Origin of the sequence: Burkholderia sp. 8Y, assembly GCF_902506145.1 — a bacterium.
Classification (GTDB): domain Bacteria; phylum Pseudomonadota; class Gammaproteobacteria; order Burkholderiales; family Burkholderiaceae; genus Caballeronia.
On the sequence record NZ_LR733519.1, the window covers coordinates 1,256,855 to 1,273,303 of the forward strand.

Genomic DNA, 16,449 nt, shown 5'->3' on the forward strand with positions numbered 1-16,449 from the left:
TGCCGATGCCTCTGGCGATGCCCTGCAGTATCACAAGCCAAAACCGTTTCGGCTTGCGCCGATTCGCGGCGGCGAGTGACGAAATCGGCATAAAGGGCGCGCGGTGTCGCGTTGAGCGATCGCGTGCGGGCCGCCAGGCGTGTCGTACGCATTCGGCTCTCGGCGCAATCGGCAGGACGATTCGGGTCATTGCGCGTGCTCGGCAACCAGGCGACCGCTGAAGCAATAGCTTCCGCTAAACCTCAAGTAGGGTTGCGATACGCGCCGGTGCAAACGGTGGACGTTGCGCATCAGTTTCCCAGTTGAAACAGAAAGCAGCCGCTTCACCGCAGACTTTGCCTTGGCATGGTCCCATGCCGCAACGCGTATGCAACTTCGCGTCGCGCCACGATCGATACTTCGACGCATCGCCGAAGGCAACGTCTTCGCATCGGCACAAGATCGTGTCAGGGTTCGGTAGCGTGCGAAGCTCCGCAGTCAACGCAAACGCTTCGTGCATGCGTTGCGCAAATTGCCGATAGCGTTCGCGCTCCGCAAAGAGCTTGCGCGCATGTTCGCGATGACCCGTCGCCGCGTGCGCGGCAATGCGGCCTTCGAGCGCGGCAAGCTCCATGCCGCCGACGCCAGTGCATTCGCCGGCAGCATAGATATCGGGCACTGAAGTGCTCTGCCATTCGTCGACAAGCAATGCAGTTTCGAACGGCGTCTCGACGGTTTCGCACCCGAGCGCGATGCCGATCTGCGCGTTCGGCACCAGCCCGTATGCGCAAGCGAGGCGATCGCAGTCGATACGCATGTCCTCATCGCCACGACGCACGCGTACATGCGCAAGCTGCGCCTCACCGTACGCTTGCGCGACATAAGCCCCGCGATAATACGGCGTCGCCCGCAGATCGACTCGCATGCACGCCGCCTGAACGAGCTTCGCGGGGGTCTTCAAAAGGCCCCATGCGAACTGCCGAACGTGGCTTGCCGATGCCTGCTCGACGATAGCCGCCACTTGCGCCCCATGTTGACGTGCCGTGATCGCGGCGGCCCAAAGCAGCGGCCCGGTGCCTGCAATCACGATGCGTTGCCCCCTAACCGGCATGCCGCCCTTGATCAGCGCCTGCAATCCCCCGGCGCCTGTCACGCCGGGCAAGGTCCAGCCGGGATACGGCACAAAACGCTCGCGTGCGCCCGTCGCCAGGATCAGCTTCTCGTAGCCAACCGGAAATCCGCGCGTGGCATCTTCGACGAGAAGCTTCTTGTCGGCCAGGGACTGCACCACGCGCGTACCGGCGAGATGGGTGATGTTCGTGTGTCGAGAGAGCGCGTCGATGGCGGCGCGCGCCGGTCCTTTCGGCGCATGCTCGGGCCCTTGTCGCCAGATTTGCCCGCCCGGGAGCGGATTGTCGTCGATGACAGCGACCTTCGCGCCGGCTTCCGCCGCGACGCGTGCCGCATGCAAGCCCGCCGGACCCGCGCCGATAATAAGGACATCGAATTTCATTTGCATGCGCTTCCCGTCTCGACCGACATACCTTGCACGCACAGCGTCTGACACGCGAGCCGATGCGGCGCGCCATCGATCCTGACTCTGCATTCCTGGCATATTCCCATGCCGCATAACGGCCCACGCGCGTCACCGCTAACGGACCGCCGCGTGACGACATTGGCGCCTCCCGCCGCAAGCGCCACTGCCGCCAGAACCGAACTGCCGCTCGCCACGCTCACGGCGCGTCCATCGACTTGAACCGTCAACGATTGCTTAGACATCCGCGGCTCCAGTGTTGACGGCATCGACAACGCCGCTCGCATTGCACCTCGACGGCAGATAAGGCGTCGGGTCGATGGGCAACCGGGACGACGCGCCCGTAATTTGCGCGGCGATCAGCTTCGCGGTCGCGAGCGCCGTCGTCACGCCGAGACCTTCGTGTCCTGTCGCGAGCCATGCCGGAACGTGAGCCGCTTCGTCGCGAGCAAAATGCGCGGCAGGACCGATGAGCGGCAGACCGTCCACCGTTGCCGGTCGAAAGCCAGTCCATGCGCGGATCGCATTGAGTTGAGTGAGCCGGGGAAGATACTCGCTCGCGCGCCGAAGCATGCGCGCCATGATGTCGGGTTCGATCGCGGGATCGACGTTGTCGAACTGACGCGAAGAGCCGATCAGCAATTGCCCGGTCGGGCGCGGCTGCACGTTGAACGCGACCGAGGTCCCGCTCGCGTTATGCGCGCTCTTGATATAACCGAGTTCGAGAATCTGATGCCGGATGGTGCCGGGATAGCGGTCCGTGATGAGCAGATGCCCTTTCTTCGCCTGCATCGGCAATTCAGGCATCAAGTCGATCGCCTGCAGGCCATTCGCGATGAGCACCGCGCCCGCCGCGATCGATTCGCCGTTGTCGAGCATCACGCCTTCGCGCGTGAGACGCCTTACCGATGCACCCAGCCTGCACGTCACGCGGCCTGCGCCCGGCGCCACGGCCGACGCATCCGCGAGCAGCCATGCCGCAGATGCCGGCGCGTAGACGACGGCATCGTCCGGCACGATCATGCCGCCGCGAAAACCATCGCGAAGTTCCGGTTCCGCTTCGCGCAACTGCTGCGCGTCGAGCATATCGCATGCGATTCCTTCGCGCACGAGCGAATCTCGACGCTCACGCGCGAGATCGAACTCCTCGTCGTCGGCCGCTACCCAGAGCGTGCCGCATCGCACGAAGTCCTGACGCGGGCCCAGATGCGGCGCGAGATCGAGCCATAACTGACGCGACCACGAAGAGAGCGCGAATTCAGCGGGCGTATCGTCCATCACGACGACATGGCCCATGCCCGCCGCCGTCACGCCGCCGCCGATTCCCGCGCGATCCATCACGAGCACGTCGAGGCCCTCGCGCGCAAGCTCGCGCGCGCACGCCGCGCCGACAATGCCCGCGCCAATAACGATCACATCGGGGCACGCACGTCCCGTGACGGCACTCGCTTTCACGTACGGATGCCCCACGCGAACGGATCGTCGCTGGAGAAGACGAGCTTCGCCTCGGCGTTCACATGCGCGGTTCCGCGGATGCTCGGCCGCACGCGTCCCGCCGCGTGATCACCGATGGATTCATAGCACGCCTCGAACACGCTGCCGACGATGCTTTCCTGCCGCCACCATGCGCCCGGCGCGAGCAGGCCATCGGCGGCAAGGCACGCGATTTTCGCGCTCGTGCCCGTTCCGCACGGCGAGCGGTCGTACGCCTTGCCGGGACACAGCACGAAATTGCGGCTATCGACGTTTGGCGTGGTTGAATCGGCGAATAGTTCGATATGGTCGATGACCGCTCCGCCCTCGCCCGTGATGCCGTTTGATTCGAGGGCTTCGCGGATCGCCCAGGTGGTTTCCGTGAGCGACTCGACGCGCGCGAAGTCCAGCGCCTGACCGTGATCGGAAACGAGAAAGAACCAGTTGCCGCCCCAGGCGATGTCGCCGTGCACGCGCCCGAGGGTCGGCACGTCGAGCGGCACTCGCGTGCGGTAACGGTATGCCGGAACGTTGTGCACGGTCACGCTGAGATCGCCGTGCAGTTCGGCTTCGACGATACCGACAGGCGTTTCTATCCGATGCACACCGGGCTGGATGCGCCCGAGATGCGCGAGGGACACGACGAGGCCGATCGTGCCATGACCGCACATGCCGAGAAAGCCGACGTTATTGAAGAAGATGACGCCCGCCGAGCACGACGGATCGTCCGGTTCGCACAAGAGCGCGCCCACCATCACGTCCGAACCGCGCGGCTCGTTGACAACGCCAGCACGTACGCGGTCGTAGTCGCGGCGAAAGATGTCGAGACGCTCGGACATGGGACCTCGACCGAGATCGGGGCCGCCTGCGATGACGAGTCGCGTCGGCTCGCCGCCGGTATGCGAGTCGACGACTTCGATGTGTGTGAGTGTGTTCATGGCAGCCATGCTAAGCGGCCACGTTGCGGACGTCTTGGCTGAACGCCGCTCTGGGAATGATGAAATCGGCATAGCGTCGCGTGAGAAAAAGCCCGCCGCTGCGCGATGGAAACCGTTGAGAGTGAAAACCCGACTATGCAAGAACGAATACCGCAGTCGGCCTTGCACACGGCGGCACTATGCAGATTTCTGCATCACCGCTGATTATTTCCCGCAAGACGCGGCGACTTCTGGCTTCGTATATTTGTGCGCCACGTGTCGACAGAGAATGGATCGAACACTGGTCTCGAGTGCCACGACTACGACTCACGATTAACACAAAGAGGACGCCACAGAAAATGAAAGTCGCCACTGCATACGTATCGGCCGCGTTGGTTGCGTACTCGGCCTTCGCTAGCGCATCGCAGGCGCTGGCCGCATCGGCATCGCCGCAGAATGTCCAGATCGGCTTTGCGGCGCCGCTCACCGGCGGCCAGGCGCATTACGGCGCGGATTTTCGGAGCGGCGTGGAGCTCGCGATTGCGGACATGAATGCGACGAAGCCGGTCATCGGCGGTCAGCCCGTGCAGTTCGTGCTCAACGCACAGGACGATCAGGCCGATCCGCGCACGGGTACGACGGTCGCGCAAAAGCTCGTGGACGATGGCGTGGTCGCCGTCATCGGCCACTACAACTCGGGCACCAGCATCCCGGCCGCGCCGATCTACGCGAAGGCGGGCATCCCCGAAGTCGCGATGGCAACCGCGCCCGCCTACACGCGGCTCGGTTTGCCGACGACGTTTCGCCTGCTGACTTCGGATACGCAACTCGGCAGCGTGCTCGGCGAATATGCCGCGAAGGGCCTCAAGTTCAAGCGCCTTGCCATCGTCGATGACCGCACCGCGTACGGGCAAGGCGTGGCCGAAGAGTTCGCGAAGGCAGCGAAGGCGGCGGGCGCGACCATCGTCGATCAGGAATACACAACGGACAAGGCCGTCGATTTCCGCGCGATTCTCACGAAGATCAAGTCGGCCGATGTCGATGCCGTCTTCTACGGCGGCGCCGATACGCAAGCCGCTCCGATGCTCAAACAAATGCGTTCGCTCGCGATCAAAGCAGTGTTGATCGGCCCGGACATGTTGCAGTCGGAGAACCTCATCAAGATCGCGGGCGGCGCGGCTGAAGGCACGCTGGCGGCATCGGAGGGAAGTCCGCTCGAGAAGATGCCGGGCGGCAAGGCGTTTGCCGAGCACTACAAGGCGCACTTCAGCAAGCCGGTCGAGCTGTACGCGCCTTATGCGTACGACGGCACGATGGCGGTGTTCAATGCGATGAAGAAAGCGAATTCCACCGATCCGCGCGTGTTCCTCACCGCGCTCAAGAGCACGAACATGAAGGGCGTCACCACGAGCGAACTGTCGTACGACAATTTCGGAGACCTGAAGTATGGCGGCGTGACGGTGTATAAGGTCGCGAACGGGAAGTGGATGCCGTTGCAGACGGTGGGCACGAAGTAATCGAAGCGCGGTGGCCGCATGCGTACGGAAGCGCGGCCACCCTCCTCTCGATGAGAGCGACTTTGCGCAGCATGTCGACAAGCCGCTCGCGCGAGTGCACGGCTACGATGTGATGTCGGGCCCCCGCTTCCACGATGTCGTCGATAGCACGCACATGTTCCTGCGTCGCTTTGATGAAACCCATGAGCGCATAGGCAATCGAGAACCCGCTAATTCGCCGAACAAACCGACGACAACGCAGCATCGAGCTGCCTCTGCCCCTTGCCGTCACGCGCCTCGAACCAGCGCAGAGCCTGTCGCGATGTCGAAGCAATCGGGTCCGTCATGCGCTGAAGCAAGGCGGTCGCGGGCGAAACCACGGCCACGTTCGCCATCATCCCCTGGTCTTCGTGATCGAGGATATGGCAGTGCATGACGAACTCGCCGGTGAAATCCTGATAGGCGGTACGCATCACGAGCTTATAGCCCGGTTTGACGAAGAACGTGTCACGAATGACGTCCTTCATACCGCAGTATTCGGTATCGCCAGTGGCCAGTTCCGCCGCAGTGCAGCCGCCCGAGGGATCGAAGATCGAATTGCCTGCCGGATTCCGAATGTCCATCACGCGGAACGGATTGACGTGAATATGGAAGACATGGCCACCGGCAGCCGTCGCGTTGACGGTCCATTGATCGACGCTGCCGAGCACGCCTTTGAACGCAATTACCGAAGGATCATACGTCTGGCCGTTGATGACGAAGCGGAACACGCCGGGATTGGCCGCACTGGCCGCTACGTCAAACGTTACGGATACCTGATTATCTGGCGATACATCGACGGGAATGCGCGGGGCGAACGCGCGCAGATCAAGCGATGCGAGATCGCTTTTTGCCGGCTCCGGCAGCGTGGGATTCGCCTCGACTAGCTGGTTGCGAATGTATTGCCAGTATTTCGAATGACTGCCGAGCGTGGTCGATGGAATCGTGACGCCCGCACCGACGCGCGCGATGCCCAGCAGACGGCGGTCCTTCATCGTCCCTGACTTCGGGCGAAAGCCGATGGTCGCGGACGCTTGCGCCGCTTCATCCAATATGCAGTACAGGCCGGGCGACGGAAATGCAACCAGCACATCGCTGCGATAGCCGGGGTTGAGCGTGTTCACGTCCTTTTCGACCATCGATTGCATGGTCAAGCCGTCTTCGGCGAATTCGAGCTGCTTCACCGTTTCGCCGCCGCACACCGATTCGAGCGTCGTTGTCTGCGCCTGCGCCGATTTGCTCCGTGCAAGAAGCGCCGTGAACGAACCGGCCGCTGTGTCGACCTGTGATTGCGTGAGCGACGGCGAATCGGCCTGCCCCAATGCGGCAAGGTTCGCACGCACGATCTTCACGTTGATCGTATCGCGGTTGCCGCCGTGGACCATCCGCCAACGCCGCACTTCGCCGGCCGGGATGAAGGTCGTCGCGCTCGGATAAACGGGCTGAACCTCGCCGTTGATCTGCGTGTAACGGCCGGATATGGCCCACGTCGAATTGAATTGACCGCCGTGCCCCGGCCGCGGGTCGGGCGCGAACGTGAGTTGCTTGTCGTAGCCGCGAATCTCGCCGACGGTACCCTTCGGACAGACCCATTCATACGTGGCCGGGTCGGCGAGCGGCACGTAAGACGTCGGACTGCTAAAGCAGCCGTATTCGATCTGCTGAAACAGCATCACGTGTTCGCGCATCGGCTGTTTGCCGCTTGCGCGCTTCAGGATGGTGTCGATGTCCGCGCTGCCGTCCGCGATGCCCGCACGCGCCGCTCGGCTGCCGCGCACGATGAGCACGCCCGCCATGCCGCTCGACACGTCGATGGCCGTCGAGCCGTGAAGATGGGCGTGATACCAGAACGTGCCCGATGGATGATTCGACGGAATCTGATAGGCGTATTTCTGCGTCGCTCCGGGCGGCACCGTCAGCAGCACGTTGTCCGAGGAACCGGAGGGCGACACATGCAGCCCATGCGTATGCAGATTCGTATGGTTGAAGCAGTGTGGCGTCGTGTGATCGGCGACACTCGTGCATGTCGCGTCCGGGTCCGGCGGCAAAGCGTTGTTGAGCGTGACATTGAGCGTCGCACCGGGCTTCACGCTGATCGTCGGTCCCGTCGGACAGCCGTTGTACGAGCGAAGACTCACGGTATCGAACGAATGGGTGTCCGGGTTGAAGATGCGATAGCTGCCCATCTGCGCCTTGAGCATGACCGAAGCAGAATTGCCTCCCGGATTCAGCCCTCGCCAGCACTGCTGCTGCGCTGCCGATGCGGCGCCGCCTGCTTTCGATGCCGCTGCGTTATCGGATGCTGCGTCGCTGGTATCGTCGAGATCGACGAACGAGCGCGCAGCCGGTGTGCTCTGGGCCTGACAGGTCATGGGCGCAAGCGTCGAGCAGAGCGCCGCGGCGAGAATCAGCTTCAGGAAATTCGGGCGGACGATATCCATGCAATTAGCGATAGGCGTGGCCCGTGCGGCACGCAGCTCGATTGTCTCCGACTGAGTTTGACAACGAGCCTCCCGGCGATGACACATGCCGGTCGATGCTCACGGGCGCAGACAATGGGCAGGCACAAAGCGCCAAGCGGGAGCGCAAGGCGCGATCGACCGCAGACCTTACGGCAATACGATTGACTGCTTCCGCCGAAAGATCGGTGAATTCCGCCGCGCCAACGGATCAGCGCATAGCGACGAAGACACCCCGGCGCCCTATCGATGTCGATTCGGCTTGTCAGCGTGTGCCGAAACCGGTGCCTTCGCCGCGCTATGCGCGCAGAAATGCGGCGAAACGATCGGCATCCAGAGGCCGGCTGATGAGATAGCCTTGCACTGTGTCGCAGCCTTGCGCCGCGAGCATCTCCCGCTGCGCTTCGGTCTCGACGCCTTCAGCAATCGTTTCCATCCCCAACGAGCGGCCGAGCGCGATGATCGCGTTGATCACGCCGAGCGCGTTCGGCGTTTTCTCCATTGCCCATACGAAGGATTTGTCGATCTTCAGCCTATCGATCGGGAGCCGGACCAGATAGGCGAGGCTCGAATAGCCGGAGCCGAAATCGTCGAGCGAGGTGGAAAGTCCGGCCTCTTTCAACGCACCGAGAATCCTCGCTGCCTCGTCGATATCCGTCACGAGCGAGTTCTCCGTCACCTCGACTTCCAGCATCGAGGGCGGCACGCCATGCCGCTGCGCCAGTTCCACGATCGTGCCGGCAAGGCCCGATACGATGAGTTGACGCGCCGACAAGTTGAACGACACGCGCTGCGGCGAACGGCCTCCCGCGAGCCATTTGGCGACATGACGGCAGGTCTCTCCGACGACCCACTCCGTGAGCGCGCCGACCATCGGCGATTCGAGTATCGAATCCAGAAAGGCCGCCGGACTCAACAGACCATGCTCGGGATGCCGCCAGCGCAAGAGTGCCTCGGCTCCGCATAGCAAACCATCCGCCGTTCGCACTTGCGGCTGGAAGTGCAATTCGAACTGGTTGTTTCTGAAAGCGTCCTGTATATCGCCGCATAGCGGTAAGGATTCGTCCAGACGCCGTCCCAGCTCACGGTGGTACACGCGGACCTGAAAGCGGCCGGCGGATTTTGCCGCATACATTGCAGCATCGGCCTGGTTCAGAAGCGTTTCCGCCGACTCGCCGCCATGTCGCCGAATTGCGATGCCGATGCTCGCGCCGATCGATAGCATGCGTCCCCGGACGTCGAATGGACGCGCCAAGGTGCTGAGCGCAAGCCGCGCCAGCTTTTCGGCGGACGCCTCGCCGGTGTTGCTCGCGACGAGCACGAATTCGTCGCCTCCCATGCGAGCGACGAAGACGTCCGGACTCGCCAGCGCGCGTAACCGTTCGCCGATGTCGTGCAACAACACATCGCCGGCGGAATGCCCGAAAGCATCGTTCACTTCCTTGAAGCGGTCCAGATCGAGAAACAGTATGGCGAGGCAGGTGTCGCTCTTTGTCGACATCGACGATGCCTGCGCGACGGCGCTCGACAGCACAGCCATGCACTGCCGGCGGTTCAGCAAGCCGGTCGTGTGATCGTGCGTTGCCTGATATTCGAGTTCTGCTGTGTAGCCGCGCTCACGCGACACATCCCTGAGCAGGACAGTGAGGCCGTCTTCGTGGGGGAACGCTCGCACCTCGATCCAGGCTGCGAATCGGTCGTAATAGCCCGTGAAACTGCGCGGCTGACCAGAAGCCACCGCTTCGTGATAAGTCTCGTAGTAGCCTGATCCCACCAGATCCGGAAAGCAGTCCCATGCGTTGAACCCAAGCAGTTCGCGCCTCGGCCGCCTCAGGATTCGCTCGGCCGTCGCGTTCACGTAGGTGATGCGCCACGTAGGGTCGAACGAGACGAAAGCATCGGTCAGGCTATCGAGCATGACGCTGACATAAGGCGGTACGGCTTGCCTCGCATCCTCGTCTGCCGCTGTATTGGAAGCTGCCGGACTACGCTCAATCTTCTTGTTCATCGTGTGCCGTTTCGGCCACGCGGCGGGATCGTGGCCATTGCGATTGACGCGCTTCGCTGGGTCGTGCTTAAGCATCGAGAAACGCGGCGTAAGGTCATTGTTACCTGAATGAACCTGTCCAGAAAAAATGCCCGGACGACTTGCGCCTTTACGGCATTATCAGACAAAACTTGAGCAGAGAATGTCTGTCGTTGCGAAGGTCCAGTCGCACGGCAGGCTTTCATCGCAAAGGCATAAGACTTGGCGAGTCGCAATACGACGTAGCCCGGTCGTTCGTCAGGCAAAGGCACGCCGGAAGCGCACCGGCGCCCTGTCCGTTCACGCCTTCGCTCTTCTGCGTTACATAGTTGAGAACGCACAAGCAGACGACATCACGCTTCGGCAACCCATCACTCGTCCCCGCCGTGATGTCCGTCTCCATGCTGAAACTCATGCATGTGATAGCGGCGCTCGTCGCGACAGTCCCAGCGGTGCCGGCCCGGCAGTCCTTCGACCTTGCGGATCCTGCCTCCGTCCGCGATATAAAGACTGCCGTCATGACCGAACGCGATACCGCGCGGACCCGAGAGCATCGCCTGGGTGGCGAGCCCTCCGTCTCCCGAATAGCCCGACGAACCCGTTCCGGCAATCGTCTCTATGACGCCGGTCTGATGATCCACTTGTCGAACGCGATAGTTGAAGGTGTCGCTGATCGTGAGGTTGTCGTCGCAGTCCACTGCGATATGCGTCGGCACATTGAGCAGCGCCTGCGTCGCGGGCTGACCGTCGCCGTTGTATCCACTGAGAAACGTGACGCCGGTCGATGCCGGATGAACACCGGCCACAGTCGTGAAGGTGGCAGTTCTTCTATTCAGTTCTCTCACGGTGGACAGACCGACGTCGAGGAAAAACATATCGTTGTGCCGCGTGAACGCCGTTGAAATGTAATAGAGGAAGCCGGCAGCCGCTGCCGGCCCGCTCGGCGGCCCCGCGCCGATGATGCCGCTCCCGACGATCGTCGTGATGATGCCCGTGCGACGATCGACGCGGCGGATGCGGTTATTGCCCGAGTCGCTAATGACGAGGTTGCCGTCACGATCGAACGCGATGTCCGTTGCGTTGATCTGCGCGGCGCTCACGGGGCCGCCGTCGCCGGCATAGCCGCGCGCGTTTCCGCCCGCCACGGTCTGCACGATCAGCGTTCGATGGTCGACGCGCACGATGCGCGGTCCGTTCGTCTCGTTGTCGAGGATATAGATGTCGTCGTCGGGCGAGACAGCGACGCTCTCCGGGGCGCTCAGGCTCGTGTCTTTCGCGAGCCGGCCGTCGCCGCTATAAGCCGCGAATGCCTGCGTCCCCGCCACGACATCGATAATGCCTGTCTTGCGATCGATTCGTCTCACGAGGCCGAAGGTGGGCTCGGCGAGCAGGATGTTCCCTCTCGAATCGACCGCCAGTCTTTCCGGTGCGATGGCTGCCGCAGTCGCCGGCCCGCCGTTGCCGCGTTGCCCCGAGGTGCCCGGGCCTGCGATGGTGACGATCGTCTGCGACTGCGGCCATGCCGCAAGCGGCACGCTCGCGACGACGAGCCACATGAACGCGAGAAGCAACGTGCGCAAAGGACGGTTCATTGCATGCCCCACGGAGTAAACAGCGATCCGGCAACGCAACCAGCAGTTGATAGTGCAATATAGTTTGCGCGCTCATGCTATTCAACCGTCATGTAAAACACTGGCACGTTGCTCGCCGTTATCCCAACTCTTCGAACAGCCAGTCCTGAAAGCTCTTCACCTTCGGCAAGTCCACCGATGACTTGAGCAGGTTCAACGTATAGCCGTTCACCATCAGACCGTCGAGGCCGAACGGTGCAACGAGACTTCCTGCTTCGAGTTCGCGCTGCGCGAGCAGCAGGCTTTCCAGACAGACGCCGACGCCGTCGACAGCCGCGCTGATCGCCATGAACGAACGGTCAAAGCGCGGCCCGCGCGAGATGTCCAATGGCGTCTTGCGATGCAGGCGCATGAAGTCGCGCCATCCGACGAGGCAATTCTCGCTGTGAATGAGCGTGTGATGCCGCAGGTCCGCGACCGCGCGAATCGGATGCGCGCCTTCCATCAGCTTCGGCGAACAAAGCGGCACGATGGTTTCCGAAGGCAGATCGAGCACCAGCGTCCCGGCTGGCTGCAGCTTGCGTGCGCCATAACGCAAGTCGATGTCGACTGCCGCGCGCGTCAGATCGACCGGATCGTTCGACGCATTCAGCCGCAAGTCGATATCCGGATGCCGCGCCGAAAAGCGCGCGAGGCGTGGCATCAGCCATTGCGTCGCGAAGCTCGGCGTCGAATGCACGGTGAGGATGTCGCTCTTCGCGACGCGGCCGAGATCGCGCGTCGCCTTCTCGATGCGCGCGAAGGCCGCACCGATCTCCTCCGCATACGTGCGGCCGCTGTCCGTCAACAGCACGGCGCGATGCACGCGATGGAAGAGACGCACGCTCAGTTGCTCTTCGAGGAGCTTGATTTGATGACTGATCGCGGAGGGCGTCACGAACAGTTCCTCTGCTGCAAGTGCGAAGGACGCGAGCCGCGCCGCTGCCTCGAACGCCTGTATCGACTTGAGCGTCACGCGATTGTGCATTGCAGTGATCACCTGAATTAGATTCAACGATGGGCCACTTTAATTCGTTTGAGCGCACCTCTACAAGCGAATACGCTTGATTCACTCGCCGGGTGCATTGATCGAGGGAAAACCCTGAAGCACTCGCAGACCTGCAAACAAGGAGACATCCGCGTGAACAAGAGCATCGCGCAACTCGCGCAGCACGCTCATCGCATTCGCCGCAACGCGCTTCTCATGGGCGAAGTGCAAGGTCAAGGCTATGTCGGTCAGGCGCTCGATATCGCCGATGTACTGGCTGTCGCCTACTTCGGCGCAATGAACTATCGCCCCGAAGATCCCGAATGGGAAGACCGCGACCGCTTTCTGCTTTCCAACGGCCATTACGCCATTGCGCTCTATGCGGCGCTGTTCGAAGCGCGCGTGCTGCCGGAACACGAACTCGAAAGCTATGGCAGCGACGATAGCCGCCTGCCGATGTCCGGCATGGCGAGCTATACGCCCGGCATGGAAATGTCGGGCGGCTCATTGGGCCAGGGACTCACCATCGCGGTGGGCCGCTGCCTCGGGCTCAAGCGCAAGAACTCGAAGTCGTTCGTCTACACGCTCTTCTCCGATGGCGAGCTCGACGAAGGCGCGATCTGGGAAGGACTGATGTCGGCGGCGCACTGGAAGCTCGACAACCTCATCGCAATGGTCGACGTGAACAATCAGCAAGCCGATGGCCCGTCGTCGCAGATCATGGCGTTCGAACCACTCGTGCCGAAGCTCGAAGCATTCGGCTGGTACGTGCAGCGCATCGACGGCAATGACATCGGCGCCGTGAAGGAAGCCTTCGACAACGCGCGCAATCTCAGGCAAGCGAAGCCGCGCATCATCGTGTGCGACACGACGATGGGCTGCGGCGTGCCGTTCCTCGAAGAACGCGAGAAGAACCATTTCATCCGCGTCGACGCGCACGAGTGGAAGCTCGCGCTGGATGCACTCGATGCAGGGAGACAGGCATGAGCACCGTTGCAAAGAAGCCGCGCCTGAAGACCTCGGCGATGATCGCCTCGATTGCGGGCGAAGGACAAGTCACGCGTTCCGCGCCCTTCGGCCACGCACTCGCCGAACTCGCGCGCACGAATACGAACATCGTCGGCATGACGGCGGATCTGGGCAAATACACGGACCTGCACATCTTCGCGAACGAGTTTCCCGAACGCTATTACCAGATGGGCATGGCCGAGCAACTGCTGATGGGCGCGGCGGCGGGCCTCGCGCACGAAGGCGCGCAACCGTTCGTCACGACTTACGCCGTGTTCGCCACGCGTCGCGCCTATGACTTCATCCACCAGACCATCGCGGAAGACAATCTCGACGTGAAGATCGTCGCCGCGCTGCCGGGGCTCACGACCGGCTACGGCCCAAGCCATCAGGCGGCGGAAGACCTCGCGCTGATGCGCGCGATGCCGAACATGACGGTTATCGATCCGTGCGATGCGCTCGATATCGAGCAGATGGTGCCCGCCATCGCCGCTCATAAAGGTCCTGTTTATGCGCGTCTTTTGCGCGGCAACGTGCCCGCTGTGCTCGACGAATACGGCTACCAGTTCGAACTCGGCCGCGCGAAGCTCTTGCGCGACGGCGCCGACGTGCTGCTTATTTCGAGCGGCATCATGACGATGCGCTCGCTCGAAACTGCGAAGGCGCTGCAAGCGGACAACGTGGATGTCGCGGTGCTGCACGTGCCGACCATCAAGCCGCTCGACACCGCCACCATCCTGCGCGAAGCGAAGCGCACGGGCCGCATGGTCGTCGTCGCGGAGAACCATACGGTGATCGGCGGCCTCGGCGAAGCGGTCGCGCGCACGCTGCTCGGCGCGGGCGTCACGCCCGCCTTCCGCCAGATCGCCCTGCCCGATGCCTTCCTCGACGCGGGCGCGCTGCCCACGCTGCACGACCGCTACGGCATTTCCACCGAAGCCATGTGCGACACCATCAAAGGCTGGCTCGGCTAGACCCTACGCTTCATTCAACACAGTCATATACACCCACACATCATCAGGAGAGTTCCATCATGTCAGAGTCGCGTCTTCTCGAAGGCAAGGTCGCCGTGATTTCCGGAGCGGCATCGCCGCGCGGAATCGGCTTGGCGACGGCCCGCATGTTCGCGAAGCACGGCGCGAAGATCGCCATTCTCGATCTCGACGAAGCCGCCGCACGCGAAGCGGCGAGCACCATCGGACCGGAGCATCGCGGCTATGCGTGCAACGTGACCGACCGCGCCGCGTGCGATGCCGCCGTGCAGAAAGTGATCGCCGACTTCGGCGCAATCGACGTGCTCATCAACAACGCGGGCATCACGCAAGCCGTCAAGCTGCTCGATATCGACGCGCAAAGCTGGGACCGCATCCTCGACGTGAACCTGCGCGGCGTGCTGTATCTGTCGCAAGCCGTCGTGCCGCACATGAAGCGGCAAGGCGGCGGCTCCATCGGCTGCATGTCGTCGGTGTCGGCGCAGCGCGGCGGCGGCATTCTCGGCGGCCCGCACTATTCCGCCGCGAAAGCGGGCGTGCTCGGTCTCGCCAAGGCGATGGCGCGCGAACTCGGCAATGACGGCATCCGCGTCAATTGCGTGACGCCGGGCCTCATTCAGACGGACATCAACGCGGGCAAGATCAGCGACGACAAGCGCACCGAGATTCTCACGGGCATTCCGCTGAACCGTCTCGGCGTGCCCGACGACGTGGCCGGCGCGTTCCTGTTCCTCTCAGCGCCAATTTCTTCCTACATCACCGGCGCGGTGATCGACGTGAACGGCGGCATGCTGATCCACTGATCATCAGGACCCCGACGCGCCATCAAGAGCGCGTTTCCATAACAGAACCCATCCGCATCACCAGGTTTGGAGGAGCACACCATGACCCATCGCACGAAACAAGGCGGCATCGACCGGCGCACGTTCCTTAAGACGAGCGCGACCATCGCCGCGGCCGCGCCGCTCTGGAGCCTCACGACGCGCAACGCATCCGCCGCGGACTTCTCGTACAAGCTCGCGACGGGGCAAGACCCCACGCATCCGGTGAACATCCGCGCGCAGCAGGCGTGCGACAAGATTCGTGAAGCGACTGGCGGCAAGCTCGACATCAAGGTCTTCCCGGCGAATCAGCTCGGCTCCGATACGGACCTGCTCTCGCAAGTGCGCAGCGGCGGCGTCGAGTTCTTCAATCAGGCATCGTCGATTCTCGCGACGCTGACGCCTGCGGCAGGCATCGTCAACACGGGCTTCGCGTTCCCCGACTACGACACCGTGTGGAAAGCGATGGACGGCGATCTCGGCGGCTATATCCGCGCGCAGGTGGAGAAAAGCGGCATCATCGCCGTGTCGAAACCGTGGGACAACGGCTTTCGCCAGATCAGTTCGTCCACGCGCGTCGTGAAGACGCCTGCGGACCTGAAGGGCTTCAAGATCCGTGTGCCGCAGGCGCCCATGCTCACCTCGCTCTTCAAATCGCTCGATGCAGGCCCCGCGCCGATCAACTTCAACGAACTGTATTCCGCGTTGCAAACCGGCGTGGTGGAAGGCCAGGAGAACCCGCTGCCGATCATCGCGACAGCGAAGCTCTATGAAGTGCAGAAGTCGATCAGCCTCACGTCGCATGTGTGGGATGCGTACTGGATTCTCGGCAATCGCCGCGCATGGCAGGCGCTGCCGCCCGACATGCGCGCCATCGTCACGCGCGAATTCGAAGCCGCCGGCATGCTCCAGCGCGCGGACATCGCGAAGCTGAACGGCAGTCTGCGCGACGACCTGAAGAGCAAGGGCATCAACCTGGTCGATGTGGACCGCGAGGCATTTCGCGGCGCGCTCAAGAAAACGAGCTTCTATAGCGACTGGAAAGCGAAGTACGGCGCAGAGGCATGGAGCACGCTCGAAAAGTACACCGGCAAACTGGTATGAAAG

General features: G+C 62.6%; 13 protein-coding genes. 5 read left to right on the forward strand and 8 right to left on the reverse strand.

Going from position 1 to position 16,449, the window contains the following annotated elements; genetic code table 11:
• Positions 1-235 precede the first annotated feature (235 nt).
• Genes GV035_RS05510 through GV035_RS05525 form a run of 4 tightly spaced genes read right to left on the reverse strand, consistent with a single transcriptional unit; the run spans position 236 to position 3,924 of the window.
• Positions 236-1,498 (reverse strand): FAD-dependent oxidoreductase, encoded by a 1,263-nt coding sequence (locus tag GV035_RS05510; RefSeq protein ID WP_159833989.1) that lies wholly within the window; start codon positions 1,496-1,498, stop codon positions 236-238.
• Positions 1,489-1,800 (reverse strand): 2Fe-2S iron-sulfur cluster-binding protein, encoded by a 312-nt coding sequence (locus tag GV035_RS05515; protein WP_328698905.1) that lies wholly within the window; start codon positions 1,798-1,800, stop codon positions 1,489-1,491. Before GV035_RS05515 ends, GV035_RS05510 begins: the two co-directional genes overlap by 10 nt.
• Positions 1,751-2,983 (reverse strand): NAD(P)/FAD-dependent oxidoreductase, encoded by a 1,233-nt coding sequence (locus GV035_RS05520; protein ID WP_236572446.1) that lies wholly within the window; start codon positions 2,981-2,983, stop codon positions 1,751-1,753. The genes GV035_RS05515 and GV035_RS05520 overlap by 50 nt, the downstream gene beginning before the upstream one ends.
• Positions 2,965-3,924: a 4-hydroxyproline epimerase gene (locus GV035_RS05525; protein WP_159833991.1), complete on the reverse strand. Its 960-nt coding sequence runs from the start codon at positions 3,922-3,924 to the stop codon at positions 2,965-2,967. Before GV035_RS05525 ends, GV035_RS05520 begins: the two co-directional genes overlap by 19 nt.
• Before the next feature lie 338 nt (positions 3,925-4,262).
• Here GV035_RS05525 and GV035_RS05530 point away from each other — a divergent pair, with 338 nt between their 5' ends.
• On the forward strand, positions 4,263-5,420 hold the full coding sequence (locus tag GV035_RS05530) for a branched-chain amino acid ABC transporter substrate-binding protein (protein ID WP_159833992.1): 1,158 nt from the start codon (positions 4,263-4,265) through the stop codon (positions 5,418-5,420).
• Positions 5,421-5,629: 209 nt separating this feature from the next.
• Here the strand turns inward: GV035_RS05530 and GV035_RS05535 are convergent, their stop codons facing one another.
• From GV035_RS05535 to gcvA, 4 genes are all read right to left on the reverse strand, one after another.
• Positions 5,630-7,879: a multicopper oxidase family protein gene (locus GV035_RS05535; RefSeq protein WP_236572447.1), complete on the reverse strand. Its 2,250-nt coding sequence runs from the start codon at positions 7,877-7,879 to the stop codon at positions 5,630-5,632.
• A 316-nt stretch (positions 7,880-8,195) separates the two neighbouring features.
• Positions 8,196-9,905, reverse strand: a complete 1,710-nt coding sequence (locus GV035_RS05540; protein WP_236572448.1) for a putative bifunctional diguanylate cyclase/phosphodiesterase — start codon at positions 9,903-9,905, stop codon at positions 8,196-8,198.
• 389 nt (positions 9,906-10,294) lie between these two features.
• A complete protein-coding gene (locus GV035_RS05545; RefSeq protein WP_159833993.1) occupies positions 10,295-11,515 on the reverse strand; it encodes an NHL domain-containing protein in 1,221 nt (406 codons plus the stop codon).
• A gap of 118 nt (positions 11,516-11,633) precedes the next feature.
• Complete coding sequence (gene gcvA / locus GV035_RS05550; protein ID WP_201303910.1) at positions 11,634-12,521, reverse strand: transcriptional regulator GcvA; 888 nt, start codon at positions 12,519-12,521, stop codon at positions 11,634-11,636.
• Positions 12,522-12,737: 216 nt separating this feature from the next.
• Between gcvA and GV035_RS05555 the strand changes: the two genes are divergently transcribed.
• The 4 genes from GV035_RS05555 (at position 12,738) to GV035_RS05570 (ending at position 16,446) form a co-directional block, all read left to right on the forward strand.
• Positions 12,738-13,508, forward strand: coding sequence for a transketolase (locus GV035_RS05555; protein ID WP_236572553.1), 771 nt, complete (start codon positions 12,738-12,740; stop codon positions 13,506-13,508).
• Positions 13,505-14,503: a transketolase family protein gene (locus GV035_RS05560; protein WP_159833996.1), complete on the forward strand. Its 999-nt coding sequence runs from the start codon at positions 13,505-13,507 to the stop codon at positions 14,501-14,503. The genes GV035_RS05555 and GV035_RS05560 overlap by 4 nt, the downstream gene beginning before the upstream one ends.
• A gap of 59 nt (positions 14,504-14,562) precedes the next feature.
• Positions 14,563-15,324, forward strand: coding sequence for an SDR family NAD(P)-dependent oxidoreductase (locus tag GV035_RS05565; protein WP_159833997.1), 762 nt, complete (start codon positions 14,563-14,565; stop codon positions 15,322-15,324).
• An 81-nt stretch (positions 15,325-15,405) separates the two neighbouring features.
• Positions 15,406-16,446, forward strand: a complete 1,041-nt coding sequence (locus tag GV035_RS05570; protein WP_159833998.1) for a TRAP transporter substrate-binding protein — start codon at positions 15,406-15,408, stop codon at positions 16,444-16,446.
• The last annotated feature ends 3 nt before the right edge of the window (positions 16,447-16,449 follow it).

Bases quoted from the DNA above. Each gene is read 5' to 3' on its own strand.
- GV035_RS05510 (WP_159833989.1), bottom strand. From the start codon at position 1,498: ATGCAAATGAAATTCGATGTCCTTATTATCGGCGCGGGTCCGGCGGGC.
- GV035_RS05515 (WP_328698905.1), bottom strand. From the start codon at position 1,800: ATGCGAGCGGCGTTGTCGATGCCGTCAACACTGGAGCCGCGGATGTCT.
- GV035_RS05525 (WP_159833991.1), bottom strand. From the start codon at position 3,924: ATGAACACACTCACACACATCGAAGTCGTCGACTCGCATACCGGCGGC.
- GV035_RS05530 (WP_159833992.1), top strand. From the start codon at position 4,263: ATGAAAGTCGCCACTGCATACGTATCGGCCGCGTTGGTTGCGTACTCG.
- GV035_RS05535 (WP_236572447.1), bottom strand. From the start codon at position 7,879: ATGGATATCGTCCGCCCGAATTTCCTGAAGCTGATTCTCGCCGCGGCG.
- GV035_RS05540 (WP_236572448.1), bottom strand. From the start codon at position 9,905: ATGAACAAGAAGATTGAGCGTAGTCCGGCAGCTTCCAATACAGCGGCA.
- GV035_RS05545 (WP_159833993.1), bottom strand. From the start codon at position 11,515: ATGAACCGTCCTTTGCGCACGTTGCTTCTCGCGTTCATGTGGCTCGTC.
- gcvA (WP_201303910.1), bottom strand. From the start codon at position 12,521: ATGCACAATCGCGTGACGCTCAAGTCGATACAGGCGTTCGAGGCAGCG.
- GV035_RS05555 (WP_236572553.1), top strand. From the start codon at position 12,738: ATGGGCGAAGTGCAAGGTCAAGGCTATGTCGGTCAGGCGCTCGATATC.
- GV035_RS05560 (WP_159833996.1), top strand. From the start codon at position 13,505: ATGAGCACCGTTGCAAAGAAGCCGCGCCTGAAGACCTCGGCGATGATC.
- GV035_RS05565 (WP_159833997.1), top strand. From the start codon at position 14,563: ATGTCAGAGTCGCGTCTTCTCGAAGGCAAGGTCGCCGTGATTTCCGGA.
- GV035_RS05570 (WP_159833998.1), top strand. From the start codon at position 15,406: ATGACCCATCGCACGAAACAAGGCGGCATCGACCGGCGCACGTTCCTT.